The following is a 24,703-nucleotide window of genomic DNA, read 5'->3' as shown; positions in this document are numbered from 1 at the left end:
CCGTTGGGTTGCGTAGCGACCCCATTATTTTGGGGCTGCTGCGCAACCCAACGGGGATAAATCCCCTCGCCACAATTTAGGCTTTCTCCCAAACCTCAAAGCTGTACGCGGGTTTATCGCCCTCAGCTGGATTCGGCACGTTCGACACCAGTTTCCAGTCGTTCAAATCAAACTCCGGAAACCACGCATCCCCTTCCGGGCTCAACGCCACGCGCGTCAAATACAGACGATCCGCCTGCGCCAGCCCTTGCGCGTACAACTGCGCGCCACCAATCAGCATCAGCTCATCAACGCCCTGCTCTTTCGCCCATTCTTCGGCGCGAACCACCGCTGCTTCCAGCGACGGATACACCTCGGCACCTTCCAGCACCAGATCGGCCTGACGGCTGACTACGATGTTCAAGCGCCCCGGCAACGGTCGGCCAAGCGAATCCCAAGTCTTGCGACCCATGATGATCGGCTTGCCCAAGGTCGTGGCCTTGAAGTATTTGAAGTCCCCCGGCAGGTGCCAGGGCATGCTGTTGTCGACGCCGATCACGCGGTTTTCACCGAGGGCTGCGATCAGGCTGAGGGGGAGTGATTTAGTCATGCCGGCGAGGATACCAGAGCCGCGCTTACCCCGATAAGCGCCACAGCGGTTATGCTCAGCGCTGGATTAAGCAACGGGATGCCGCGTGACTGAACTGACTCCACTGCAAAACCTCTGGCTCACCGAGACCGTGCGCCTGCGCGAAGAACACGCCGGCCCGCTGGAAGATCTGGAAGCCAATCGACTGGCGCGCGCGGCCGGCGGCGATCTGCCGAGCCGCATTCAGCGCCGGGCGCTCTGGCTGGCCGAACGTGACGGGCTGACGGCTGCACTCAAACACTGGCTGCAAGGCGCGCGTCTGGCGCTGGTGTTGCTGATGATCTTCGCGGTGCTGAGCGGCGCTGGTCTGGCCTTCGCCGCACTCGGCCAGACGCCGGTCAATGTGTTTTGGGCCTTGGGCAGTCTGCTCGGGCTGAACCTGATTCTGCTGCTGAGCTGGTTGCTGGGCTTGATCTTTGCCGGCGAACACGGCGCCACGCTCGGACGATTGTGGCTGTGGCTCAGCGAAAAACTGGCCCGCGACGCCAAAGCCGCGCAACTGGCGCCCGCCCTGCTGCTGATGCTGCAACGCAAGAAACTCAATCGCTGGGCGCTCGGTACGCTGGTCAACGGTTTGTGGTTGCTGGCGATGCTCAGCGCGCTGATTCTGCTGCTGACGCTGATGGCGACCCGGCGCTACGGCTTCGTCTGGGAAACCACGATTCTCAGCGCCGACACCTTTATCCATGTCACCCACGCGCTGGGGTATCTACCGTCGCTGCTCGGTTTCAACGTGCCGACGGTGGAGATGATCCGCGCCAGCGGCGACGGCGCGCTCGACATCGAAAGCGCTCGCCAGGCCTGGGCGACCTGGCTGGTTGGCGTTTTGGTGGTGTACGGCGTGCTGCCGCGTCTGCTGCTGACGCTGTTGTGTTTCTGGCGCTGGAACAGCGGCAAAACCGCGCTGCGTCTGGACTTGAACCTGCCCGGCTACGCGCAATTGCGCGAACATCTGATGCCGACCAGCGAACGCCTCGGCGTCAACGATCCGGAGCCTGCGCAACTGCACCGCGTTGAAAGCAGCGTCGGCGAACTCGCCAGCGAAGGTGCGTTGCTGGTCGCCATCGAACTCGACGAACAACGCCCATGGCCGCCCGCGCTGCCGAAAAATGTCAGCAATGCTGGCATCCTCGACAGCCGCGAATCACGCCATAAACTTCTCGAACAACTCAGTCGCTTCCCGCCGGCACGTCTGGCGATTGCCTGCGACCCACGGCGTTCACCGGATCGCGGCAGCCTCGCCTTGATCGCCGAACTGGCGCGCAACGCCGGAGAAACCCGCGTCTGGCTGCTGCAAGCGCCGCCCGGTGAAGCGCTGGATGCCGAACGCCTCGGCGACTGGCACATGGCGCTGCAACAGCTTGATCTGCAGTTTGCCGATTGCGCGCCGTTGAACTGGCTGGAGACTGGCCATGACTGATGCCTGGAAAGCGCCGCTGAAACTCGCCGTGGTCGGCCACACCAACGTCGGCAAGACCTCACTGTTGCGCACGCTGACCCGCGATGTCGGTTTCGGCGAAGTCTCCCATCGCCCGAGCACTACGCGGCATGTCGAAGGCGCGCGGTTGTCGGTGGACGGCGAACCGTTGCTCGACCTCTACGACACGCCGGGGCTGGAAGACGCCATCGCCCTGCTGGATTTTCTCGAACGCCTGGAACGCCCCGGCGAACGCCTCGATGGCCCGGCGCGGCTGGCGCGGTTTCTCGACGGCAGCGAGGCGCGCCAGCGTTTCGAGCAGGAGGCGAAAGTGCTGCGGCAACTGCTCGCCTCCGACGCCGGGTTGTATGTGATCGATGCGCGCGAACCGGTGCTGGCCAAGTACCGCGATGAACTGGAAGTGCTCGCCAGTTGCGGCAAACCGCTGCTGCCGGTGCTGAATTTTGTCAGCAGCGCCAACCATCGCGAGCCGGATTGGCGTGAGGCGCTGGCGCGGCTGGGGCTGCATGCGTTGGTGCGTTTCGACAGTGTGGCGCCGCCTGAAGATGGCGAGCGGCGGCTGTATGAAAGTCTGGCGCTGCTGCTGGAAAATGCTCGTCCACAACTGGAACGGTTGATTGCTGATCAACAGGCTCAGCGCCTGGCGCGTCAGCAAAGTGCGGCGCGTTTGATTGCTGAATTGTTGATCGATTGCGCTGCTTGTCGGCGCAGTGTGGTCAGCGAAGCGGAGCAGGAACAGCAAGCCATCAGCGAACTGCGCAAGGCTGTGCGTCAGCGTGAGCAGAAGTGCGTTGAGGCGCTGCTCAAGCTGTATGCGTTTCGTCCGCAGGATGCGGCGGCGAGTGATTTGCCGTTGCTCGATGGGCGCTGGGGTGATGACCTGTTCAACCCGGAAACCTTGAAGCAACTCGGGGTGCGCGTGGGCGGCGGGATTGCTGCCGGTGCAGCGGCGGGGGCTGGTGTGGATTTGCTGGTTGGCGGGATTACCCTTGGCGCAGCGGCGTTGGCGGGGGCGATTGCCGGGGGTGCGCTGCAGACGGCGCGCAGTTATGGCAGTCGCTTGCTCGGCAAGATCAAAGGGCAGCGTGAGTTGACGGTGGATGATGGGGTGTTACGGCTATTGGCGCTGCGCCAGCGGCAGTTGGTGTTGGCGCTGGATCAGCGTGGGCATGCGGCGATGGATGCGGTTCAGGTCGCTACTCCGCAGGATAAGACCTGGCGCGAGGGCAAGTTGCCGGAGGCGCTGAACAAGGCGCGGGCGCATCCGCAGTGGTCGTCGCTCAATTCGCAGGCGAAGTTGAATCAGGCGGAAAGGCAGGAGCAGATTGAGGGGCTGGTTGATCGGGTGCTTGAGCTTTAGATCGCTACCCCCTCACCCCAGCCCTCTCCCCCAAGGGGGCGAGGGGGAAAGGGAGCAGATCTGCATGCTGTCCAAACCTGAGTTCGGCTGGATATTTCAGGTCGATGTATCACCTGAGAACAACTCCGTAGGCTCCCTCTCCCTCCGGGAGAGGGCTGGGGTGAGGGCGACAATCACCCTGCCGCCAACAAAACCTCAGCCTTGCGCTTGAGCACACCCAAATCCATCACCGGCACCGCTCTCTCCTTGGCCAGCTCATCCCACTGCCGCATCCGCAAACTGACCGCACACAACGGATCCCGCTCAAACACCTCCGCCTCCGCCTCGGTCATCACCCCGCCCTGATACTCCAGCGTCCGCCGGCTCGCCTCACTCAACCGCTCGAAATACCCCGGCTCACGCAGCGTCAGATACCGCTTGGCCTGCACGTGATATTCCACCAGCCGCGCCAGCCGCTCACTGAAACCGGCCTCGCGCAAATAATCCGCACCCAGCCGTTCATGGCTGACCACACCGTAACCGCCCATGTTCTCCGCCCCTTCGGCACACAAATGGCCGATGTCATGGAAGAACGCCGCCAGCACCACTTCATCATCAAAACCCTCGGCGATCGCCAGTTCGGCGGCCTGGGACATGTGCTCGATCTGTGACACCGGTTCGCCGATGTAATCGCTGGTGCCAAAACGCTCATACAGCGCGAATACCGTGGCGACGGTTTGTTCGTGACCTGTCATCAAATTTCCTCCAACAACTGTGCAACGTTGCGTTCGGCCATCGCCGGGCCGACGCTCATGCCGACGCCGGTGTGCATCAGCGCCACACTCAACCCCGCTGCCGGGCGCAGCAACGAAAACGGCCCGGGCCCCCGAGAACCATAGACGCCCTGCCAGCGCTCGACCACTTGCACCTTGCAGCCCAGCGTCAGCTCGGCCAACTCGATCATCCAGTCATCCACCTGCTCAGCGTTGAACGGTGAAGGGTCGCTGCCGTAATGGTGCGAGTCGCCGATGATCAGTTCGCCGTACGGCGTCGGGCTGATCAGCAGGTGGATGCCGTTGTCGTGCAGGTGCGGTTGTTCACGCAGGATCTGCGCCTGCACCGCCGCTGCTTCCGGCAGATCGGCGAAGGCGCCGTAGTGCACGCAGCTGAGGCCGGTGAGCAAGGCGTGTTGCAGATTCAGTTCGGTCGCAGGTTTGGCGCGGAGCATTTGCAGGCGGCAGATTTGCGGGTCGAGCGCGGCGATTGGTTCGGCCAGCAGGGTTTGATAATCGTGGCCGGAGCAGACGATGATCTGCTCGGCGGTAAAGCTGCCGGCGGTGCTGTGCAAGCGCCCCGGCTCGACGTCGCGTACGAGCGTGGAGAAGTGAAACTCGACGCCGAGGTCGCGACGCAGGTAATCAATCAGCGCCGGGATCGCTTCGCGCGAATACAGCTGTTGATCGTCGATGCCATGAAGCGCGGCGCGGTGATGGCGGAACTGGCCGTTGTAGAGATCGCGCATAGCAGCGCCGCGCAGGAGGTCGACGTTGTAGCCGTGTTCAATCGCGCGAGTGGCGCAGAAGGTTTCGAGCAGGTGTTCTTCGGCTTCGGTTCTGGCGAATAGATACGAGCCGTTGCGCTTGATTTGCAGCCCGGCGAGTTGCGCCCAATCGCCCCAGATCTCGCGGCTGGCCTTGGCCAGTTCAAGCATCGGGCCGGGGGGCTGGCCGGTGACCAGGGCCTGGCCGAAGTTGCGCACCGAGGCGCCGAGGGGCGTGGCGGTGCGTTCAAAAACGGCGACCTTGAGGCCGCGTTTGGCGGCGGCGTAGGCGTGCGATAAGCCGAGAATGCCGGCGCCGACGATGAGCAGGTCTTTGTGGTGTTTCATGAGGCTACCTCGATGATCGTTCCCACGCTCCGCGTGGGAATGCAGCCAAGGACGCTCTGCGTCCATAGTGACGCGGAGCGTCACGGGATTCATTCCCACGCGGAGCGTGGGAACGATCAGCACAGGTTCCCCTGTAGGAGTGAGCCTGCTCGCGATGAGGCCCTGTCAGCTTGCGAAGATTTACTTGGCAGCCACTTTCTCAGACTTGCCGTCATAACGCTTGCGCCACTCGGTGAGGATCTCGTCGCGATTCTTCGAGGCCCAGGCAAAGTCGTTCTTGATCAGACGCTGCTCATAATCCGCCGGCAATTCGGTCTGCGGCTTGGCGATCCCCGGCTGTGCAAGAACAGCGAAGTTCTCCTTGTACAGATCCATCGCCTCAGCACTCGCCGAGAAGTCCGCCAGTTTCTTCGCCGCTTCTTCATGCGGCGTGCCTTTGATCACCGCAGTCGCTTCGATCTCCCAGCCCAGACCTTCCTTCGGCAGAATAATGTCCAGCGGCGCGCCCTGACGCTTTAGCTGTACCGCCGGGTATTCAAAGGAAATACCAATCGGAAACTCGCCCGCCGCCGCCAGTTTGCAAGGCTTGGAACCGGAGTGAACATACTGGCCAATGTTCTGATGCAGGCCATCCATGTACGCCCAGCCCTGCTTCTCGCCGAAGGTTTGCAGCCAGGCGCTGACGTCGAGGAAACCGGTGCCGGACGACGCCGGGTTCGGCATAACAATCTTGCCCTTGTACTCAGGCTTGGTCAGATCCTGCCAGCTCACTGGCTTGGTCAAACCCTGCTTCTCGGCTTCGACAGTGTTGAAGCAAATGGTCGCGGCCCAGACGTCCATGCCGACCCAGGCCGGCGGGTTGGCGGCGTCGCGGTAGTTCGCGCCGATCTTGCCGAGATCCTTCGGCGCGTAGCTTTGCAGCATGCCTTGCTGATCGAGGATCGCCAGGCTCGAAGCCGCCAGACCCCACACCGCGTCAGCCTGCGGACGGGCCTTTTCGGCGAGCAGTTTGGCGGTGATGATCCCGGTGGAATCGCGCACCCATTTGATCTCGACGTCCGGGTTGGCCTTTTCGAACGCTTCTTTGTAGGACTTCAGTTGCTCGGCTTCGAGGGCGGTGTACACCGTCAACTCGGTTTTTGCCGCGAAGGCATTCAGGCTGAAAGTAGCGAGCACAGCAGCGGCCAGGGCCATAGGCTTGAACATGATCGTTTTCCTGTAATGAGTTGAACGGGGTTGGAATCAGTGACCGGGCGCGGTTTGCCGCCAGGCTTGAGAACGGCGCAGCAAGCCGCGCGAAGCCCACGCCAGCAGCAAGGACACGCCCGCCGAGGTGAACAGAATCAGGGTCGACATCGCCGCCGCGCCGCCGACGTTGCCGGCGTCATCCATGTTCAGCACCGCCACCGCCGCGAGGATGGTGTCGGGGCTGTAGAGGAAGATCGCCGCCGACACCGTGGTCATCGCCGAGACGAACAGGTAGCGCACGATGTCGAGCAGCGCCGGCAGGCAGATCGGCACGGTGACGCGCAGGTAATGCCGGTACAGCGGCGCCTTCAGCGACAGCGCGGCGGCTTCGAACTCTGCGTCGAGTTGGCGCAGCGCGGTGGTCGCGGTCATTTGTGCGGTGGTCAGGTAGTGCGCAATGGTGCAGACGATCAGCAGCGTCATCGTCCCGTACAGCACGTGCAGCGGGTTACCCGTGAGGTTGAAGAAGAAGACGTAACCCAGACCGAGCACCAACCCCGGCACCGCCATCGGCACAAAACTGAGCATGCGCAACGCCAGGTTGAGGCCGCGCTGGTCGCGGGTTTTCTCCATCAGATAAGCGCCGGTGAAGATCAGCACGCTGCCGATCAACGCCGTGCCCAGCGCCATTTTCAAACTGTTGCTGTAAGCCAGCCAGCCACCGCCAGCGGTTTCGTTGAACTGGTAATGATTGAGCGACAGCGACAGGTTGTACGGCCAGAACTTCACCAGCGACGAAAACACTGCCATGCCGAACACCAGAATCAACGCCGCGCTGATCAGCAAAACAATCGCCAGATAGCAGCCATCACGCAGCTTCGACGGCGCCGGTTTGAACACCTGTGCCCGACCGCTCATGGAGTCGCCGTGACGCCGACGCAGCCAGGCATCGACGCCAAAGCTGAACAGCGCCGGCAGCAACAACACCATGCCGATCAACGCGCCGCGCCCGAATTGCTGCTGGCCGACCACGGCTTTGTAGGCTTCCAGCGCCAGCACTTGATAGTCGCCACCGACCACCACTGGCACGCCGAAATCGGTGATGGTCAGGGTGAACACCAGACAGAACGCGGCGAACACAGCCTGGCGAGTTGCCGGCCAAGTGATGCTGCGAAAGGCTTTGGCCGGACTGGCGCCCATGCTCGACGCCGCATCGAACAATCGCGCATCGGCCAGCGACAATGCCGAGAGCAGAATCATCAGCGCATGCGGGAAGGTGTAAATCACCTCGCCCAGCACAATCCCCCAAAACCCGTAGATGTTGTCCGAGAGCAGTCCGCGCAACATGCCCTGGTTGCCGAACAGATAAACCAGTGCAATCCCCGGCAGCATCGACGGCGCCATCAGCGGCAGCAGAGAAATCCCACGCCAGATACCCTTCGCCGGAATCATTGTGCGTTGCAGCGCGTAGGCAAACAGGTAAGCCAGCGGTACGACAATAGCCGCAACGCTGAGGGACACTTTCAGGCTGTTGCCGAGCAGCCAGTGGAAATTCTCACTAGTGACCATCTCCTTCGCCGCGATCCAGCCACCGCCCTGCCCGGCCTCATTACTAAAGCCACGCCAGAAGATCGCCAGCAACGGCAGCAGCACCGCAATACCGAGCAACACCAACAGGAGGACTTTGCCGCCGACGACAAAAATGCGGTCGCCGATCTCGGCTTTCGAGGACTGTCGCACCTGCTTGTGCGGTAGCGGCAGCGCGAGGTTGCTGTTCATCAGGCAAACACCTGCAGGCTGCGCGGCGGCAAGGCGACCATGATTTGCTGGGCGCCGAGGCGCGGCATGGCTTCCGGCGCGAGTTCGGCGAGCAAGGCGTGGCCCGGCAGCTGATCGAGTTCGAAGCTCATGCGGCAGCGGTTGCCGAGGAAGGTGATTTCGCGGACTTTGGCCGGGAACAGGTTCTCTTCGTGCACCGGCGGGTTGACGTTGATTGCTTCCGGGCGGCAGAACAAACGGCCCGAGGCGCGCTGGACGCTGCCGTCGCTGAGGCGCAGGTTCATCCCGCCAACTTGCGCATGGCTGTCGCTGCTGCGCTGGAACGGCAGCCAGTTACCCTGCCCGACAAACTCGGCCACGAACGGCGTGGCCGGGCGGTTGTAGATTTCCCGCGGGGTGGCGTACTGCTCGACGCGGCCGTTATTCATCACGGCGATGCGGTCGGCCATGAGCATGGCTTCGTCCTGATTGTGCGTGACCATCAGCGTGGTGATGCCGAGGTTGCGTTGCAGTTGGCGCAGTTCGGTGCACAGATGCTCGCGGACGCGGGCGTCGAGGGCGGACATCGGTTCATCGAGCAACAGCAGCGAGGGAGCTGGTGCCAGAGCACGGGCCAGTGCGACACGCTGCTGTTGGCCGCCGGACAATTGGCCGGGGTATTTTTTCTCGCTGCCGATGAGGCCGACCAGTTCGAGCATCTGGCCGACACGACGGCGCACTTCATCGCGACCGCTGCCGGCGAGGCCGTAGGCAATGTTCGCCTCGACGGTCAAATTGGGGAACAGTGCGTAGGACTGGAACAGAATCCCGTAGTCGCGGGCTTGTGGGGCGAGATGCGAGACGTCGCGGTCACCGAGGTACAGCTCGCCGCTGTCCTGCTTCTCCAGACCGGCGATGCAGCGCAGCAAGGTGGTTTTGCCGCAGCCCGACGGGCCGAGCAGGCACACCAGTTCACCGGCGGCGACGTCGAGGGAGACGTTATCCAGCGCGGTGAACGCGCCGAAGCGTTTCTGCACGCCGCGCACTTTCATGGGTGCGCCGGGATTGGTCAGGGCAGTTGCGATGGCAGGATTCATGGACAGACCTCATCAAGCAGATGGGGCCAATCCTAGAGTTGTAATGCGTCCGTCATGTGGCAGTGAGGCAAAAACGGCTGATAGTGGTATTCAGGGATTTTGGTTCAGAAGAGATCGTTCCCACGCTCCGCGTGGGAATGCCTCATCGGACGCTCCGCGTTCGGCTCTTGGGACGCAGAGCGTCCCGGGCTGCATTCCCACGCGGAGCGTGGGAACGATCATTATCATCTGCTAGGCCGGGGACATTTCTTGGGCCAAGCCTAGGAACGCCGCAGGCAACCGCGCGCCCTTGCGCTCTTTCAAGCAATACAAATACTCAGGAATCTGCGGCGCATTTTCGATCGTCAGCACGCGCAATTGCGGATCATGCGGCACTTCCTGCCGGGCAATGATGCTGATGCCGATATTGCGCAACACCGCCTCCCGAATCGACTCACGGCTGCCAATCTCCAGCAACGGCCCGAAACTCACGCCGGCACTCGCCAGCAATTCTTCGGTCAACCGCCGCGTGGTCGAACCCGACTCACGCATCAACAACGTATGCCCGGCCAGCGCACTCAACGTCACATGCTCCTGCGCCGCCAGCGGATGATTGCGATGCACCGCCAGCACCAGCGGATCAGTACCGAGCACCCGGCGAATCAACCGCGCGTCATCCAGCAACTGCGATGACGCGGCGATATCCACCCGATAATCCTCCAGCGCTTCGAGTACCTGCTGCGAGTTGCCGATTTCCACCGACACCTCCACTTGCGGCAAGCGCTCACGAAAGGTCTTCACCAGATCGAGAATGTAATACGGCGCTGTCGCGGCAATGCGCAACGTGCCCTGCACCTGACCGCTGTTGCGCAGGAAAAACTCGATGTCGGCTTCCTGCTGCAACAGCGTCTTGACCATCGGCAGCAACCGCGCACCTTCGTCACTGACGCTCAACCGTCGACCACCGCGATAAAACAGTTCCACCGAATACTGACTTTCCAGATTACGTATCTGCGTGGTCACGGTCGGTTGGCTGAGGCCGAGTTTTTTCGCCGCCAGCGTGATGCTGCCCAGGCGGGCGACCATGTAAAACGCTTTCAGCTCGGCACTCAGCACAACTCTTCCTCATCTATTTGCGCAGCAGGCGCAAACCGTTGAACACCACCAACAGGCTCACGCCCATGTCGGCGAACACCGCCATCCACATGGTGGCGAGTCCGGCGAAGGTTACCGCAAGAAAGATCGCTTTGATCACCAGAGCCAGCGCGATGTTCTGTTTCAAGATGCTCGCTGTATTGCGCGACAGGCTGATGAACGCCGGGATCTTGCGCAGATCGTCATCCATCAGGGCGACATCGGCGGTTTCGATCGCCGTGTCGGTACCGGCAGCGGCCATAGCGAAACCAATCTCGGCGCGGGCCAGTGCCGGCGCATCGTTGATGCCGTCGCCGACCATGCCCACACGATGGCCCTGCTTGTACAGATCTTCAATGGCTTGCAGTTTGTCGGTTGGCAGCAAATCACCGCGCGCTTCATCGATGCCTACCTGCGCGGCAATCGCCTGCGCGGTGTGGACGTTGTCGCCAGTGAGCATCAAGGTTTTCACCCCGAGTTCGTGCAACTGACGGATCGCTTCGCGGCTGGTTTCCTTGACGGTATCGGCCACGGCGAACAGCGCCAGTGGGCCGGAGCTGTCGAGCAGCAGCACCACGGATTTGCCCTGTTTCTCCAGCGTGAAGAGTTTTTCTTCCAGTGCTGGCGAGCACAGGCCGAGCTCTTCGACCAGACGATGGTTGCCCAAATGATACGTCTGGCCGTTGATGTCGCCTTTGACGCCACGCCCGCCCAGCGCTTCGAAGTTATCCACAATCAGCGCGGCGAAGTTTTTATCCACAGCAGCGTTGGCGATGGCCAGCGACACCGGATGGTCGGAACGTCCGGCCAAGGCAGCGGCGATGGCAGGTGCGGTGGCATCGGCGGTTGGATCGAGGGACAGGTAATCGGTCTGCACCGGTTTGCCGTGGGTGATCGTGCCGGTTTTATCCAGCGCCAGATAATCGAGCTTGAAACCGCCCTCCAGGTACACGCCGCCCTTGACCAGAATGCCTTTGCGCGCCGCTGCCGCGAGGCCGCTGACGATGGTCACCGGAGTGGAAATCACCAGTGCGCACGGGCACGCGACCACCAGCAACACCAGCGCGCGGTAAATCCAGTCGAACCACACAGCGCCCATGAACAACGGCGGAATGATCGCCACGGCCAAGGCAAACACGAACACCACTGGCGTGTAGATTTTCGAGAACTGATCGACGAAACGCTGGGTCGGTGCGCGCGCGCCTTGGGCTTGTTCGACGGCGTGGATGATCCGCGCCAACGTCGAGTTGTTCGCCGCAGCAGTGACCGCGTATTCCAGTGAACCAGCCTGATTGATGGTGCCGGCGAAGACTTTGTCGCCGACGGTTTTCTCGACCGGCAGGCTTTCACCGGTGATCGGCGCCTGGTCGATGGTCGAGTTGCCGCTGAGCACTTCGCCGTCTAGCGCAATGCGCTCGCCGGGCTTCACTCGCACACGGGCGCCGAGTTCGACGCTTTTCACGTCCTGTTCGATCCACGAACCGTCAGCCTGCAGCACCGTGGCTTGCTCTGGCGTCATCTGCATCAGGCCGCTGATCGCATTGCGCGCACGGTCAAGCGAGCGCGCTTCGATCAGCTCGGCGACGGTGAACAGGAACATCACCATCGCCGCTTCCGGCCACTGGCCGATGAGGATGGCACCGGTCACGGCGATGCTCATCAGCGCGTTGATGTTGAGGTTGCGGTTCTTCAGGGCGATCCAGCCCTTTTTGTAAGTGGTCAGGCCACCGCTGAGGATCGACACCAGCGCGATGATCGCCACCACCCAGGTGGGCGCGGCGTTGGTGAAGTGGATGACTTCAGCGGCGAGCGCACCAATGCCGGACAACGCCAGCGGCCACCAGTGTTTTTTCACTGGCGCCGGGGCTGGCGAATCGACGCCCGCCTCCAGCGGCTCGGCGTGCATGCCGAGGGATTTGATCGCTTCGGTGATCGGCTCGGTGCCCGGCAGATTGTGGGTCACGCCGAGTACGCGGTTGATCAGATTGAATTCCAGTTGCTGCACACCGGCGAGTTTGCCGAGCTTGTTCTGGATCAGCGTCTGCTCGGTCGGGCAGTCCATCGCCTCGATGCGGAAACTGCTCAGCCGCGCATCGGCACTGGTTTTCTCGCTCAGTTGCACCAACGCAGGCGCGGCGGCTGTCGACGAGCAGCAAGAGTCTTCGTGCGCATGAACCGGTGCCGGCGCTGCAACTTTCGATCCGCAGCAAGAATCGCCGCCCTGTGAATGCTTATGCACAGGCTGCAATTTATGACTGTGATCGTGGCCGTCGCCGGGCTTGTGGGTGTGCTGGGAATCGCTCATTGGTCGCGTCCATGAAGGTGCCTGTTGCCAAGTAAAGACCCTGTAGCCACTATAGGGTCAAGCACCCTTTTGGAGATTGCCGTCATGAAGATCGGAGAACTGGCCAAACTCACCGACTGCGCCGTGGAAACCATCCGCTACTACGAGCGCGAAAACCTCCTGCCGGAACCGGCCCGCAGCGACGGCAACTACCGCGTCTACACCCAGGCCCACGCCGAACGCCTGACCTTCATCCGCAACTGCCGCACCCTCGACATGACCCTCGAAGAAATCCGCAGCCTGCTAGCCATGCGTGACAGCCCGCAGGATCAGTGTGAAAGCGTGAACACGCTGATCGATGAACACATCCAGCATGTGAAGGCGCGGATTGATGGGTTGTTGGCGTTGCAGACACAACTGCTCGACCTGCGCCAACGCTGTGGCGAAGGGCCGGGGGCGGATCAATGCGGGATATTGCAGCGCTTGGAGGTCAGCGGCGGAGTCGTCGCCACCGAAGTCGAACACTCCCACGTAGGCCGCAGCCACGGCCACTAAAGAACACCGCATAACGCTCGTTCCCATGCTCCGCGTGGGAATGCCGCCATGGACGCTCCGCGTCCAAAGTGACGCAGAGCGTCACGGGATTCATTCCCACGCAGAGCGTGGGAACGATCCTACCGACTAGACCGCCATTGGCGCGGTCATTGGTGCGTGGTGTTCGTAGCCTTCCAGCGAGAAATCACTCGGTTCGACCAGTTCCAGCCATTCCGGCTGGTACACGCCAGTCTTGGCAAACTCCGGCACACGATCGGAGATTTTCAGCTTAGGCATGGCGAACGGCTCGCGCTTGAGCTGTTCGTTGAGCATGTCCAGGTGGTTCTCGTAGACGTGCGCATCGCCGATGAAATAGGTGAACCAGCGCGGCGTGTAGCCGGTCAGGCGACCGATCAGGCTCAGCAGCGCGGCGCCTTCGGTAAGGTTGAACGGCGTGCCCAATAGCTTCACCCCCCACCTTTACCGCACATTACGCTGACTTGTAATGCCTTCCAAGCAACTTTGTATATGTGCATTATAGCGTTTGCACATTACCTGTGCAACCCCCGACACTGGATAAACCATCAGTTTTTTAAAGTCCCGCCCGCAGCCCCCTTTCTCCTGAAGGCCCGAAATACGTGGCCTGTAGCCAAGAAATTGACTCATTCTGGCAATGTGCTATCCATGGTGTCGGGGGAATCAATCGCCCTAGGAACAACTTCAGCACTTCCGCAGCCGCTATGACGCAAACAGCAGGGAGAATTGATGCGCCTAGATCAGATGCCATACCACTCAAGGCCCACCCTGGCCGTGCTTCCATTCCGACAATTCGGGATCGGATGGACGTGGCAACTGCGGGCACTCAAGCTTTTTCCCGAGTCCCAACTGTCCTGGAAGCGTTACTTCTACGATAACGGCAGTGGCCATGCGAGGGCGGCTGTTTTCACCTCCTACGAGGAGGCCATGGAAGCTGCAGACGAATTCAACAGCCGCACCAATGAACTGGTGGCTCAGGCGGTACCGGATCCTGTGCTTCAAAACTCAACCACCCTGAAAGTCGAGAAAGCACTGACGGCGGCGCGCCGCATCCAGGGAGAAGAGGAGCTCATGGAGCGCGAGGCAATCAAGCGGAACGCCCATCTGCCCCGGCTCTCCGCGCAAGAGCTGAAATTGCACAATACGATGGAGAGCTTGCGGCAACCGCTCCACGAGGAACTTAAGCGTGCGCCTTATCTAGAAATAGTTGCCTTGCCGAGATTCAACACGTGCCTTCGCCGTGTCGATGATCAGACATGGGAGCAGATCGGAGCCCTGCCTCCCAAACGCTCGCAGATCTGTCTGCGCGAAGTGACAGCCAAAGGGTTTGGTCTTTCGGGAGCCGACCACTGGGGAAGAACCAAAGCGCAGATACGCGCACTTTTACTCCCCCGAGCGAACCAGCTGCTGCAATTAGCAAGCGTCAAGCAAATGCTCGCAGAGGCGAGGATGCGCGGCCAGAGGGTACTGGTCTGTGGTGGCTTCGTGTTCTGGTATGAGGACGACGGGGTGCCACGGTGGGTGCTGAAAAACACGGGTGGCGAGTCCAGCAGCGAAGAGGGGAACACTTTGTGGCACGAGGGCACGATCCTATCCAAGAACCATGGCCGCATCGTCGTGCTCCCCTATATCAAGGAGAACGGAGAAAAGGTTCAAGGGCACACGAAGAATGCACCGCACGATGGTAAGGCGCTGCCCCGGCACCCTGACCAGTATGTCACCCTCCCTTTTGAGATCCTGGATGGTGACCTCATGATCGGACTGTTTGGTGAACTCCATTATGAGTAACCCACAGACTAATCGGACATACGCGCACCCCATATCCGAAAAACAACGCATTAAGGCTTCTATTGAGTGGCCAAGTGCTATCGTACCAATCTCGACCTGCCGTCTCACTGGGAGCATGACGTCGGCCAGTGGCAGTGGGCAAAACCGACATGTTCCGTATGTCGACGCTCGCTGATTGCCGGGGCCTGTGACTCGCCATGCCTTCAGCATTACGGCGAAACCGGTTTTCACACCATGCAAGGAGTGCAAGATGCAGTACGTGGCTTGTTTACGAGTTGGTCAGAATGACGTTAAGGCGCTGATAAATCTGGAAGACCACAGGCGGGAAGTCGTGGCTCCGCTGTTGGACATGCGAGGTGACGACGACAGACACCTTCAAACATTCCTAGCGAGTTGGACTGAGCATCCTTTTTTCCTAGACGCTTCAAGAATAACGAAGGACGTTGGTGAAGAATTCATTACTACCAATGACCTGCACAATCCTCATGGCGCGTTTGAGAACAAACGGCGCTTCTTCTCCGATGTGGCAGGCATCAACCAGAACGTTATACCGGTGGTCTCCTGGGTTGATGACGACCCTCAACGAGCAGTCATCCAAAGTGCTCTCGCTCTTCAGGGCGATTTCCCACATATAGCCATCAGGGTTACCTGTCCGGAAAACCCCACCGCGACTTCGTGGAACAGATTGCTATCAATCCTGGATGCTCTTGACAGCCCGGACACTGCGACGGTGATTTTGGACTTCGGCGCCACAACTCCGGCCAATACTGCCTCAGGGTCGGATTTCAATGTATCCCTGCGCCAACTCAACAGCTATCAGATACGGAATCTGGTTCTGATGAGCACCTCCTTTCCTATCGATAAGCCAGCCTCAAATACCTCCCGTTCCTCCGCCTGTTACGACGTTGCATGGCAAGGAAGGGTCGACACCACCGGCATAGAGTCAGATATCGTCTACGGGGATTATGCGGCCACCAACCCAACCGCCTCAATGGAATACATACGAGGCATGCCTGTACTTCCTTTCGCCTGCTATTACACCCCAACGGAATGGTGGCAGCGACGCAAAGGCTCGGATAAGGAATTTGTGCGATACATTGAAATCGCCCAAGAGATCAGAGGCTTACCGGGTTATCACGGCGACGACTTCTGCTGGGCCACTCGTGAGTACAGCAGAATTGTCGCCACATCTACCGGCTACGGGAACAACGGAACATGGAATGGATACAGGATCAATCAGCATATCTGCGCCATGATCCAGTCCATCGTAGATACTGACGGCTTCGATGACCTCGACGCCGATGACTTACTCTAACGATAACGTTGTTTCAGGCTGACCAATACATGTGACCTGATCACATTCATGGGAAGGGCGTCGCTGAGCTGGCGGCGCACTTCTTTTATGAGGTCGCGACTTTTCGTTGGCACCCCATGCTGGTTAGCGAGTGCATCCAACTCACTACGCCACAAAAATCCCGTAAGGTGGAATTTATCCTGGAGCTTGTTGGGCTTCGCCTTTCGAATCATCGCCATGCCGGAATAGTCATCGACGACGAGTACGCCAACATGCGGCAGACATGACTCAAGAGCCTTCACCAAGTGCTTTGAATGGCAGCATAGCCAGACTTCGTCAAAGCACGCCATATAGGCCTGCTGCTGGCCCTCCCAGCGAGTCAACGTGTCAGCATGGGACTTGATTTCGAAAGCGGTCAGCTTGCCGTTGGCATGAACGAGATCGGCGCGTCTGGCCTTATCGATGAAGCACAGCTCCTCGATGAAGACGTCACTCTCTTCATGGGACATCGCTTTCGCGACCCACTGCTTGAGGATTGGGCGGATTTCGGTAGGATTCAACATGCGCGGATTATAGACAGACAGTTGAGGCTTCTCACGCTAAAAAAGCGCCCAGTCGTCGATCACCAAGGGCTCGCATGTGTGTGATACCTGTCCGGCAAGGGGTGGAGATGATGACGCAAGGCCAGGCGTGAGCCTGGTCATTCCTGGTTTGATCAGCTTGCCTCTGGCCGATCTCCCTGGCCGACCTCAGACCCTAACGGTGGTCGATTCGCAAGGCAGGCGACGTCCGCGCATTCGCGGTGAGCGGACGATGGTGTGTCGCACTAATGGAGTCCTCCGGGCTTAGGGTCTCGACTTGAGAGGCCCCGTTTCACAGCCGCCCAACCCACATCACCAGCGATGATATGATATTGAAGCGCCATTTAAACCCATAGCCAAGTCATCCTATCGGCCAACCACCGGCGCTCAACGCAATGCACGCCGGCTAAGCTCGCGCTGAAACCGCAGTGGAAGCAACCATGTACAACCCGACGCCGTTCAACCTACTCAGCTCGCTGGATTCCATTTCAGCTGCCAGGCTGTCCTCCTACAGACGTTTTTTCATCCCGGCGTCCGACTCAGAACTGTACGGCCTGTATTGCTGGAACGAGGTTCTATCCACGAATTTCATGCGCTTAACAGGCATCGTCGAAGTAGCGTTGAGAAATCGCTTCCACCTCGCTCTTAGCCAGTATGCGATGGCCCAGCATTCTTCCAGAATCATCGGCAGCGCTGATGCCAACAATTGGTACGAAGTATTGAGATTGAGCGGCAAAAGCTGGGAGAAGGTGCAGGCCGTCACTCACGACAGGTACTGGAACAAGGCTCAAAAGCGACACACCTACACCCCGAAACTCCACCCGGTCAGCCCCAATCAAGTGATTGCGAATATGACGTTCGGCTTCTGGGCACCACTGCTGGATCTCAACCTGTCTTGGGACACGATCATCCCGACGATCTTTCCTCACCATCGCTACGCGAGTAACGCTGGTCACTGGAACAACAAGACGAACGTAGGCACCGTCTACGCCCGCCTTGAGACCGTCAGGTCGCTGCGCAACCGGGTCGCCCATTTCGAGCCGCTGTGGAAAATCCCGGACATCAAAGAAGAGAAGAAAGAAGCCAAGGGGGTAACGGTCAATGTCGAGTATCCGGCGCCCACTACTGAGGTCGAAGTGCTGGCCAGACTGAACATGCTCTATCGCCGAATCACCCAGACGCTCCATTGGCTTTCGAGCGACAGAGCCAGTGACCATGTTCAGTCAGAATTTCATCAAAAGACCTTGTACCTGATGACCCAGGAGGCCTTGGACGGCTTCAAGCGCGGGTACACCCACTCGGACGTCAAGCTCAGCAGCATGACCAAATCCTGGGGCATGAAACTGGTACTCAAGGGTGGCAAACCAATCCAGATCTCGCACCAGCAAAAAGTGATTGGAAATTTCTATCCCACTCACTGAGGCCTCACAGGCGTGTGGCCGTCCTGCTTACTCACCGCCCCCCCCAGAACAACCGCACACAGAACAACCGCCAGGATCGAATCTGGGTGCTTGAACCGAGAATGGGGCGGCAGGGAGAAATGCACTGCAGGCGGTGGTTTGAAGCCAAAAGAGTGGAGCTTCACGCGTCAGCGCTGACGCAGCGGTAGCCTTGGCTTTTCTTGATAGCTGAGAAAGGAAAAGGCCACCCTTTAGGGGTGGCCTTTTCACGTACTTCATTGCCCTTGGATCTTCAGTGGTGCTCTTAACCTGCTGACGATTAAGCCCAAGCGCCTACACCCTCATAGTACACAACGTGTGAGTTGGGTGTCTATCCCTAGTGAGGGTTTTTGGCCTGGCAGCTTCCAAAAATGCATGGTAGTCGCCCAGGTCTCTGCAGCGCTAGGTTGGCCGGGTAGACGTGGCTCGACTAGGTCGCTGCCGCACCCATCGACGTAGGATATCTCGGTAGCGGGGCAGCCCTTCCTGCTGAACGCCCCTAGTCTTACCTGCGCTGGTTTCACGCTTGGCTAGGCCCCAATTAGAGATTGGAGGGGCAGCCAAATACGTCGTCGCCCTAGAAGACACCCCGCCCCACACTCAAAGTGTGACCAACCTTTACCGGGTCTCAAATGAACGAATCTTCGCCAGCGCACGGCTGATTGGAGCGTTTTCCACGCCTGCCGGCACAAAGATATCGTCCTCAGGCTGAATTGCCGAAATCTCCTGGTCGTTTTCATCGATCTCCCAGGCATGAATGACAATTACGCCAGAAGTTATTAGATGGCTAACAAGCTTCCCTTTCGTGTTCACCGTAGCAATATGACACTTCTTGTGCACTTCGTAATCTTTCAAAAATCTTTCAATATTCTCAGAAGAGTTCGGGGTCATAGTATGAAGCCTAGAGAGTGCCGTTTGGATCCTCGAAGACCCATCATCAGAACGATCAAGATTACTTGTGACGGCCACGCGATAATGCGCTGGGTTCTGCCTGCTAATGCCTCGTATCAATGCGATGCGCAGTGCATTATTGGGATCTTTATCCCCGATGGTTTTCGCGATATTTTCGAATATCTTATGCCCAACAGCGGCATTCTCGAAGCCGAACATCAACACTGGAATTTCGCCTTCGCATGTTTGAAAGCCCAGCCCCTTCCAGCCGGCTTGATTCCACAGGCTCTCTTGGATGAGAGAAACAACTTTTAGCTCTCGATGCTTCATTGTTGAAAACTGAAACGGATGTTTTGGACGCTCTTCAGGCACATCAGACTTAGGCCGCCAATCCATGGGCTCTATATTGTGGTGCTCAAACCAAGTCACACGCCGTGTTGGCTTGTGCAATTCAAGGGTAGCTTCCTGATGAGACCCGATGCCAGGGACGGCATCACGCCCCATGAAATAGCTGTCCAATCCAATATTGCAGTTGAAGACGACTGCTCGTTCCAGGGCTTTGTCGTCTCGAAGCATCTCTTCGAATTTCGACCAGCCAATTTGAGGACAGATGGTGGACACAAAGTGAAGGCAGAATTCACTGTAAAATTGCCGGATCGTGCCTCGTTGTTCATCGGTCAAATTGGCGATGCTGAAAGGCGAGCAGAGGATTTCTGCAGAGGTTACCTGCGCAGCGGTGTCGAAGCTGTGCCGCAGTATGAAGTCGTCCTCATCTTCCAGCAGGACATCAATATTCACGGCGGGCACTGTAGCCGCTGCATGGTCTGCCATCATCGGTGCGCAGAAGCTCTCCAGTACAGCCAGCAATTGCTGCGCTAACTCAATGCATGGAGATTTCACCGGAAAAGACACAGACACCTTACAACCGAGGATATATGAGCTTATGGTCGTCCAGCGATCCAGATACAGGTCGAGTGGGGCCACCGGGGCTCCCATATCAATACTGCGCCACATGTTCATAAAGTTAAGATCAATTGGCTCATCCTCAGGCCCCGCTTTATCTTCATGACCTAAGCAAACTAATAGCGCATCTGCACTGAGCCCTAGATCCAGTTGATTCAATTTGTCCGGCAGCCAGGCGATTCTTTCAACGTCTGTAAAATTGGCGTTGAGAAATAGCTTACCAATCAGAACCTCATAATTCATTTTCTGATTTTCTGTCCACGGACTTTCATCCAGCGTTTGAGAGATCAGTTGAGCTAAGTGATACCAGGTCAAAGACTGGCCCACGCGACCTAGCTGACCTTCAATCCACATGAGTCGTTGGTAAATAGCAGCTTGCTTAGCACTGCTTCGCTGTTCCTTCAGTGCGTCAGTGGTTACCACGTAGGCTGCCATCAACGCTGCTCCTCGCGCAGCCCAAAGCAGGCCCTGCTTGTCGTATGCATGCGACAACATATACAGGGCAGCGAAGACTTCTGCCTTGCTTTCACTGCTATACAGCCCATACAGGGATAATCCGAAGCACTTGATCGCCCTGTAGTAGTCCTTTTTATCGCTACTCAGCGCTCCTCGCCTCAGGTACTTATCTGCCTTAATCCGGCTGTTTTCCCGCGCACCGGCATCATCAATGAGCTTATCCATGAGATCTTCGTAGGCCTTGAGATCTCCGAAGGCCACATCGAGTGCTTCGAGCAAATTGACGAAACGAGCCATAGGGTAGCCAATCAGCTTATGAGCACTATCAGCGATTTCGCTCAAAGACCGGAAGGTGTTGTTGGCTTGCTCCTCATTTTCCGCAATCAGCAGATCTAGAAGCGCCAAAGAGGTCTTGGCTTGCAATGCCCCGCTGACCATATCCGCGTTAGCGGCTATCGAGTTCAATCTCTCTCTAATAGTGGTTTCTAGGGAGTCCACATCGAGCGTGCACTTACCGTCTCGATGACTAGTGACCATCAAATTGAACAACGTTACGACTTTCTCCCACACCTCCACGTTTTCGGTCTCTTGAGCCACGCCGAGTGCTTTCTCAAACGTTTCCTCAAAGAGTTCCGCATTTTCCAGCCACCAGTACGCGGCCCAGGTCAGTTGGTAAAGGGCATCGAAATGCTGCCTCTGGGTACCAAACTTTTTCGCCGTCCGCACAGCGATATTGAACTGATGCTCGACGGCAACCGCATCCCGTTCCAGCTCTTTGTAGATGATGGCGCGCTTGGTGTAGAGATCGACCTGAGAGAGCGTCAAATGACCAGGGTCTTCGATCTGCTCGATCTGGCGCTCGATCGCAGTTAGCTGGATTTGCTTGTCAGCATCGAACGGGCCAATCTGAATCTTGCTCTCAATATTGCCTGTGAGACCTAAGTAATCGATGGCAAGATGCTGATTCTTGGGTTGTAGCGTTTTATCAAGCAGCCAGGTTCGATCAAGGATAGTGACCTTGACGTCATACTTTTTGGAAAGCTCGTCTTGCAGCTCCGCTCTGGAGCTGTTCTTGATGAAACGGCTGGTGACACAGAAGATCTGGACGTAGCCACGCCCTGTCGACATGACGCTCTCGACGTCCTTCCTGCATTTTGCCCTCCAATCTTTCTGGGTGCTGACACCGAATGCCCATCGCTCGGACTCCGGGGTCTCGTTTAGCCCCCAGAAAAAGGCGATCTGGCTGGAAACAGGGTAGGTCTCGGTATCGGTTTTTCCGTCTCCACCCGCAGTCGGGCCAGTCTGAGCAACCAGGTTCGGACAAATTTCCCGTTCGCACAGTTTCCGTACGAAGATCTCGAACTCAAGCTCTTGGCTTCGATTATTCAGAGTCTCAAAATGGTACTCCAGCATGGAGCGGTCGATGGTCGACTCTTGTAACTTCACAGAATCTGAGAACTGTTCCGGACGCCTCGCTCGCAGGAAGTCTTGCGGCTTAGGGCCAGCGATCTTGCTAGCCGATTGTTCCTTTTCCATCATCCACTCCTGAAATGACCAATGGCATCGCCCGGCCACCACCGACACTTGGCCCTGGGTCAATAAAGGCTCGACGTCATCGTGTTGGTCTTTGGTTCACGACGCTGCGGGGCGCCCACGCAGACATGGCGGGCGGGCGATCGTTTGTATCAGCCACCGGCTCGAATCTGATGGCTTGCCAAATTTATGGGGCCGGCCTTTCGGACTGCCAGAAATTGCAGCTGAAGTTATTCAAGCCACCGCCGTAGGGACTAGGCCTCACCGCGAACACTTCTGGTACAGCATCCCCATCGCCGCCATCGCGGAAGAACTCTCTCATAGAAAAGAGCGCCTGGGCCTTCAAACGCTCCCATTCTCGGTACCGACTGTCTTCAAGTTCGCTCTCTACCTGAGCGGCGCTGGGTTTGCGCTTGGGCACTGGCAAGGTGTAGCTGGGCTGAGGAGAGAAGTCGTAGACGAATGTCAGATGCCCGTGCTTCCAGTCCGCAGACGGCGACTCTCGCCAGCGAAACGACACTTGCACCGATAGTCGCTTACTGAGATGGAAAGGCGGCCTAATCTGATCATCAATAAAGAACAACTCACCCTCTTTACGCTCAGTTTCGAGCCGCCCTTTCATCTGCTGCAAAGCGTGAATGAGGTCATTGCCGGCATACAGCGCATCTTGCCGAGTGCGTTCGCGCTTGGCATGGGCCCTGGCCTTGCTGTACTCGGCGATCGCTTGTTGAAACGCATTAAGCTTGGCACCCACGTAAGGGCCACAATCACTAAGCCCAAGGCCATGAATCGGCCCCATGCGCTCTTCATCCAGGCACTTGCGCACTGCTGCCCGAAGCACCGTCTCGTCGACGTCGCTGATTGCAGCTTGCTGATTACTGGGCAGGTTAATGTAGGTCATGACCAAAACTATCCTTGTGTAATGGGCCTTGCTACCGCCTTATCCAGGCCGACCCTGCCGGCAGGATGGCACCATATAGCATGACTGAAGGACGTGGCGAAGCCCATTTTTGAAAAGGTCGCCAGTAGCTCGCGCCATACGCCGTGCAGGTAGATGAGTATGACTGGCGCAGCTTTCTTCACGCCGGACGTAGGGCAGCGGAGCACCAGCAGTCGAGCTCAAAACTTGATTTCGTGAGAGGTCGGACGGGCCTGGTAGAGCACACATCTCAGAGCAACGTAGGCCTGAAGGCGCGTGTATAACGCCCAAGAACAAATGGTGGCGGCAAAGCTAGCCATCATAATGCCATGCCAGCTTTGCGGCTAGCAGGCTCTGGCGTTCGACCGAGTGGGATCCACGGGCCCTGGTCACCGTATCTGCAACCGGTGCAGGCCTTGCTTCGACTGCAGAAACCCACGTAGAAACTCGCGGCCACCTTCATCCAACATTCCCGTAAGGCTGCACTACCTCTGTAAGGAATCTGAATGCTGATCGAACTTGATTTAAACACCAACGACGCAGAAGCGCTTTTGCGCCACTGCAGTGAGCACCGGCCAAACTGCGGGGACTTTCGAGAAGACGCTCGCCTAAGCGAAGCAATGGAAACGCTTGCAATTGCGATCAAGGATGCCATGAACCCCATGGAGGCGAAGGAGGCCTTAGATCATCAACTGCTGGATGCGGCGATTAGGTTGTTCGGCGCTAAATCGACCGCTATTGAGTGGCTTTCGAAACCAATGCCAGCACTGGGCCTACAACGTCCGATAGATGTTCCCCTCGAAGAAGCGTTGTCGCTCATTGGGCGACTGGAGCATGGCTTCGGCGCGTGAGGAATCTTGTAAGAGCTGATCAGCCATTTCTAATCGCTAATTGAGAACTCCGGGATGTGAAAGATGCGAGCTTCTCGCTGCCTCCTAGGCCAGCCTACCTGAGCGTCCTGGAGGCCAGTACTAGCCAGGCCATCTCTGAAACCTGTAAACCAATTTTTTTACGTGTAAATGGCAAGGGTTTACAGTGTAAAAATATGGTTTACAGGTCGATTGTCGGAGGGTAAGTCAGGTTACTCGCCTTGCGCTCGGAAAGTCACGGCGACACACGCTTGCAGACGCCTGTTGTCTGACACGGGTGTAATTTCAGACGGACTGATCCCAGCAAAAAAGCCCTATTGGTTTGACGTCAAAGCGTAAGCAGCAGCCTGCGGCTGCAAAGGAAAGCGATTTCTCCTTGGCCCCCGGCCCACCCACTCCAACCTCAGCTTCACACCAGACCCTCAAACCGTGTGATCTAGAAGCCGTAAATATCAGACGTAAAAGCCAGTGGGATCCTGTGAGAAAAGCGGTGCCTGGGCCACTGCCGCTTTTATCTTGCTCTCAAATATAAGAACTCCGTCTCGCTTAAAAATTTTCAAGAGGGGGGGGTGAAAATAAAATGGACATTGCCGACGAACGGTAAATAAATTGCCTATTTGTCAATCTGAGTTTTCACTCAAAAATCCTCGAAAACCTATAAAAAATG

General features: G+C 58.2%; 18 protein-coding genes and 1 pseudogene. 7 read left to right on the top strand and 12 right to left on the bottom strand.

Annotated elements, in window-relative coordinates:
- Nucleotides 1–76: 76 nt before the first annotated feature.
- A complete protein-coding gene (locus QMX93_RS11290) occupies nucleotides 77–589 on the bottom strand; it encodes a dihydrofolate reductase (RefSeq protein ID WP_008088429.1) in 513 nt (170 codons plus the stop codon).
- 85 nt (nucleotides 590–674) lie between these two features.
- Here QMX93_RS11290 and QMX93_RS11285 point away from each other — a divergent pair, with 85 nt between their 5' ends.
- Together QMX93_RS11285 and QMX93_RS11280 are read left to right on the top strand one after the other, a co-directional pair.
- Complete coding sequence (locus tag QMX93_RS11285; RefSeq protein WP_282355765.1) at nucleotides 675–2,048, top strand: DUF2868 domain-containing protein; 1,374 nt, start codon at nucleotides 675–677, stop codon at nucleotides 2,046–2,048.
- Nucleotides 2,041–3,426, top strand: a complete 1,386-nt coding sequence (locus QMX93_RS11280; RefSeq protein ID WP_282355763.1) for a GTPase/DUF3482 domain-containing protein — start codon at nucleotides 2,041–2,043, stop codon at nucleotides 3,424–3,426. The genes QMX93_RS11285 and QMX93_RS11280 overlap by 8 nt, the downstream gene beginning before the upstream one ends.
- A 173-nt stretch (nucleotides 3,427–3,599) precedes the next feature.
- On the opposite strand, the gene QMX93_RS11275 is transcribed toward QMX93_RS11280, so the two are convergent.
- The 7 genes from QMX93_RS11275 to QMX93_RS11245 form a co-directional block, all read right to left on the bottom strand.
- Nucleotides 3,600–4,160, bottom strand: a complete 561-nt coding sequence (locus tag QMX93_RS11275; protein ID WP_282355761.1) for a phosphonate degradation HD-domain oxygenase — start codon at nucleotides 4,158–4,160, stop codon at nucleotides 3,600–3,602.
- Nucleotides 4,160–5,293, bottom strand: coding sequence for a TIGR03364 family FAD-dependent oxidoreductase (locus QMX93_RS11270; protein ID WP_282355758.1), 1,134 nt, complete (start codon nucleotides 5,291–5,293; stop codon nucleotides 4,160–4,162). The genes QMX93_RS11275 and QMX93_RS11270 overlap by 1 nt, the downstream gene beginning before the upstream one ends.
- 180 nt (nucleotides 5,294–5,473) lie before the next feature.
- Nucleotides 5,474–6,499: a putative 2-aminoethylphosphonate ABC transporter substrate-binding protein gene (locus QMX93_RS11265; RefSeq protein WP_007912988.1), complete on the bottom strand. Its 1,026-nt coding sequence runs from the start codon at nucleotides 6,497–6,499 to the stop codon at nucleotides 5,474–5,476.
- Between the two features lie 36 nt (nucleotides 6,500–6,535).
- Nucleotides 6,536–8,260 carry a putative 2-aminoethylphosphonate ABC transporter permease subunit gene (locus QMX93_RS11260; protein ID WP_282355754.1) on the bottom strand — a complete coding sequence of 575 codons (1,725 nt, stop codon included), beginning with the start codon at nucleotides 8,258–8,260 and terminating at the stop codon, nucleotides 6,536–6,538.
- Complete coding sequence (locus tag QMX93_RS11255; protein WP_282355749.1) at nucleotides 8,260–9,336, bottom strand: putative 2-aminoethylphosphonate ABC transporter ATP-binding protein; 1,077 nt, start codon at nucleotides 9,334–9,336, stop codon at nucleotides 8,260–8,262. Before QMX93_RS11255 ends, QMX93_RS11260 begins: the two co-directional genes overlap by 1 nt.
- A gap of 231 nt (nucleotides 9,337–9,567) precedes the next feature.
- Nucleotides 9,568–10,431 carry a LysR family transcriptional regulator gene (locus QMX93_RS11250; protein WP_122842395.1) on the bottom strand — a complete coding sequence of 288 codons (864 nt, stop codon included), beginning with the start codon at nucleotides 10,429–10,431 and terminating at the stop codon, nucleotides 9,568–9,570.
- Nucleotides 10,432–10,444: 13 nt separating this feature from the next.
- Nucleotides 10,445–12,754 carry a heavy metal translocating P-type ATPase gene (locus tag QMX93_RS11245; protein ID WP_282355740.1) on the bottom strand — a complete coding sequence of 770 codons (2,310 nt, stop codon included), beginning with the start codon at nucleotides 12,752–12,754 and terminating at the stop codon, nucleotides 10,445–10,447.
- Nucleotides 12,755–12,838: 84 nt separating this feature from the next.
- Here QMX93_RS11245 and cadR point away from each other — a divergent pair, with 84 nt between their 5' ends.
- Nucleotides 12,839–13,288 carry a Cd(II)/Pb(II)-responsive transcriptional regulator gene (gene cadR, locus QMX93_RS11240; protein ID WP_008088440.1) on the top strand — a complete coding sequence of 150 codons (450 nt, stop codon included), beginning with the start codon at nucleotides 12,839–12,841 and terminating at the stop codon, nucleotides 13,286–13,288.
- A gap of 126 nt (nucleotides 13,289–13,414) precedes the next feature.
- Here the strand turns inward: cadR and QMX93_RS11235 are convergent.
- Nucleotides 13,415–13,729: pseudogene (locus QMX93_RS11235) on the bottom strand (thymidylate synthase); the annotation flags it as partial.
- A 303-nt stretch (nucleotides 13,730–14,032) separates the two neighbouring features.
- Between QMX93_RS11235 and QMX93_RS11230 the strand changes: the two are divergent.
- Together QMX93_RS11230 and QMX93_RS11225 are read left to right on the top strand one after the other, a co-directional pair.
- Nucleotides 14,033–15,091 carry a hypothetical protein gene (locus QMX93_RS11230; RefSeq protein WP_020189854.1) on the top strand — a complete coding sequence of 353 codons (1,059 nt, stop codon included), beginning with the start codon at nucleotides 14,033–14,035 and terminating at the stop codon, nucleotides 15,089–15,091.
- A gap of 250 nt (nucleotides 15,092–15,341) precedes the next feature.
- Nucleotides 15,342–16,406 (top strand): hypothetical protein, encoded by a 1,065-nt coding sequence (locus tag QMX93_RS11225; protein WP_020189853.1) that lies wholly within the window; start codon nucleotides 15,342–15,344, stop codon nucleotides 16,404–16,406.
- Here the strand turns inward: QMX93_RS11225 and QMX93_RS11220 are convergent.
- Nucleotides 16,403–16,948 (bottom strand): sce7726 family protein, encoded by a 546-nt coding sequence (locus tag QMX93_RS11220; protein ID WP_020189852.1) that lies wholly within the window; start codon nucleotides 16,946–16,948, stop codon nucleotides 16,403–16,405. The two genes, QMX93_RS11225 and QMX93_RS11220, sit on opposite strands and share 4 nt — an antisense overlap.
- A gap of 458 nt (nucleotides 16,949–17,406) precedes the next feature.
- Between QMX93_RS11220 and QMX93_RS11215 the strand changes: the two genes are divergently transcribed.
- Nucleotides 17,407–18,387 (top strand): Abi family protein, encoded by a 981-nt coding sequence (locus QMX93_RS11215; protein ID WP_020189851.1) that lies wholly within the window; start codon nucleotides 17,407–17,409, stop codon nucleotides 18,385–18,387.
- Nucleotides 18,388–19,023: 636 nt separating this feature from the next.
- Here the strand turns inward: QMX93_RS11215 and QMX93_RS11210 are convergent.
- Complete coding sequence (locus tag QMX93_RS11210; protein ID WP_020189850.1) at nucleotides 19,024–22,251, bottom strand: hypothetical protein; 3,228 nt, start codon at nucleotides 22,249–22,251, stop codon at nucleotides 19,024–19,026.
- 184 nt (nucleotides 22,252–22,435) lie between these two features.
- A complete protein-coding gene (locus QMX93_RS11205) occupies nucleotides 22,436–23,149 on the bottom strand; it encodes a hypothetical protein (protein WP_020189849.1) in 714 nt (237 codons plus the stop codon).
- 524 nt (nucleotides 23,150–23,673) lie between these two features.
- On the opposite strand from QMX93_RS11205, the gene QMX93_RS11200 reads away from it, so the two are divergent.
- Nucleotides 23,674–24,018 (top strand): antitoxin Xre/MbcA/ParS toxin-binding domain-containing protein, encoded by a 345-nt coding sequence (locus QMX93_RS11200; RefSeq protein ID WP_020189848.1) that lies wholly within the window; start codon nucleotides 23,674–23,676, stop codon nucleotides 24,016–24,018.
- Nucleotides 24,019–24,703 lie beyond the last annotated feature (685 nt).

Source organism: Pseudomonas sp. PS01303, from assembly GCF_029959385.1.
GTDB lineage: Bacteria > Pseudomonadota > Gammaproteobacteria > Pseudomonadales > Pseudomonadaceae > Aquipseudomonas > Aquipseudomonas rustica.
Note: the sequence above shows the minus strand (reverse complement) of the source record. Positions and strands in the feature narration are given on the sequence as shown.

Excerpts from the sequence above, each read along its gene's own strand:
- QMX93_RS11200 (WP_020189848.1), top strand. The coding sequence starts at position 23,674 with ATGCTGATCGAACTTGATTTAAACACCAACGACGCAGAAGCGCTTTTG.
- QMX93_RS11275 (WP_282355761.1), bottom strand. The coding sequence starts at position 4,160 with ATGACAGGTCACGAACAAACCGTCGCCACGGTATTCGCGCTGTATGAG.
- QMX93_RS11225 (WP_020189853.1), top strand. The coding sequence starts at position 15,342 with ATGCAGTACGTGGCTTGTTTACGAGTTGGTCAGAATGACGTTAAGGCG.
- QMX93_RS11210 (WP_020189850.1), bottom strand. The coding sequence starts at position 22,251 with ATGGAAAAGGAACAATCGGCTAGCAAGATCGCTGGCCCTAAGCCGCAA.
- QMX93_RS11290 (WP_008088429.1), bottom strand. The coding sequence starts at position 589 with ATGACTAAATCACTCCCCCTCAGCCTGATCGCAGCCCTCGGTGAAAAC.
- cadR (WP_008088440.1), top strand. The coding sequence starts at position 12,839 with ATGAAGATCGGAGAACTGGCCAAACTCACCGACTGCGCCGTGGAAACC.
- QMX93_RS11280 (WP_282355763.1), top strand. The coding sequence starts at position 2,041 with ATGACTGATGCCTGGAAAGCGCCGCTGAAACTCGCCGTGGTCGGCCAC.
- QMX93_RS11220 (WP_020189852.1), bottom strand. The coding sequence starts at position 16,948 with ATGTTGAATCCTACCGAAATCCGCCCAATCCTCAAGCAGTGGGTCGCG.
- QMX93_RS11230 (WP_020189854.1), top strand. The coding sequence starts at position 14,033 with ATGCGCCTAGATCAGATGCCATACCACTCAAGGCCCACCCTGGCCGTG.
- QMX93_RS11215 (WP_020189851.1), top strand. The coding sequence starts at position 17,407 with ATGTACAACCCGACGCCGTTCAACCTACTCAGCTCGCTGGATTCCATT.
- QMX93_RS11245 (WP_282355740.1), bottom strand. The coding sequence starts at position 12,754 with ATGAGCGATTCCCAGCACACCCACAAGCCCGGCGACGGCCACGATCAC.
- QMX93_RS11205 (WP_020189849.1), bottom strand. The coding sequence starts at position 23,149 with ATGACCTACATTAACCTGCCCAGTAATCAGCAAGCTGCAATCAGCGAC.
- QMX93_RS11260 (WP_282355754.1), bottom strand. The coding sequence starts at position 8,260 with ATGAACAGCAACCTCGCGCTGCCGCTACCGCACAAGCAGGTGCGACAG.
- QMX93_RS11270 (WP_282355758.1), bottom strand. The coding sequence starts at position 5,293 with ATGAAACACCACAAAGACCTGCTCATCGTCGGCGCCGGCATTCTCGGC.
- QMX93_RS11255 (WP_282355749.1), bottom strand. The coding sequence starts at position 9,336 with ATGAATCCTGCCATCGCAACTGCCCTGACCAATCCCGGCGCACCCATG.
- QMX93_RS11265 (WP_007912988.1), bottom strand. The coding sequence starts at position 6,499 with ATGTTCAAGCCTATGGCCCTGGCCGCTGCTGTGCTCGCTACTTTCAGC.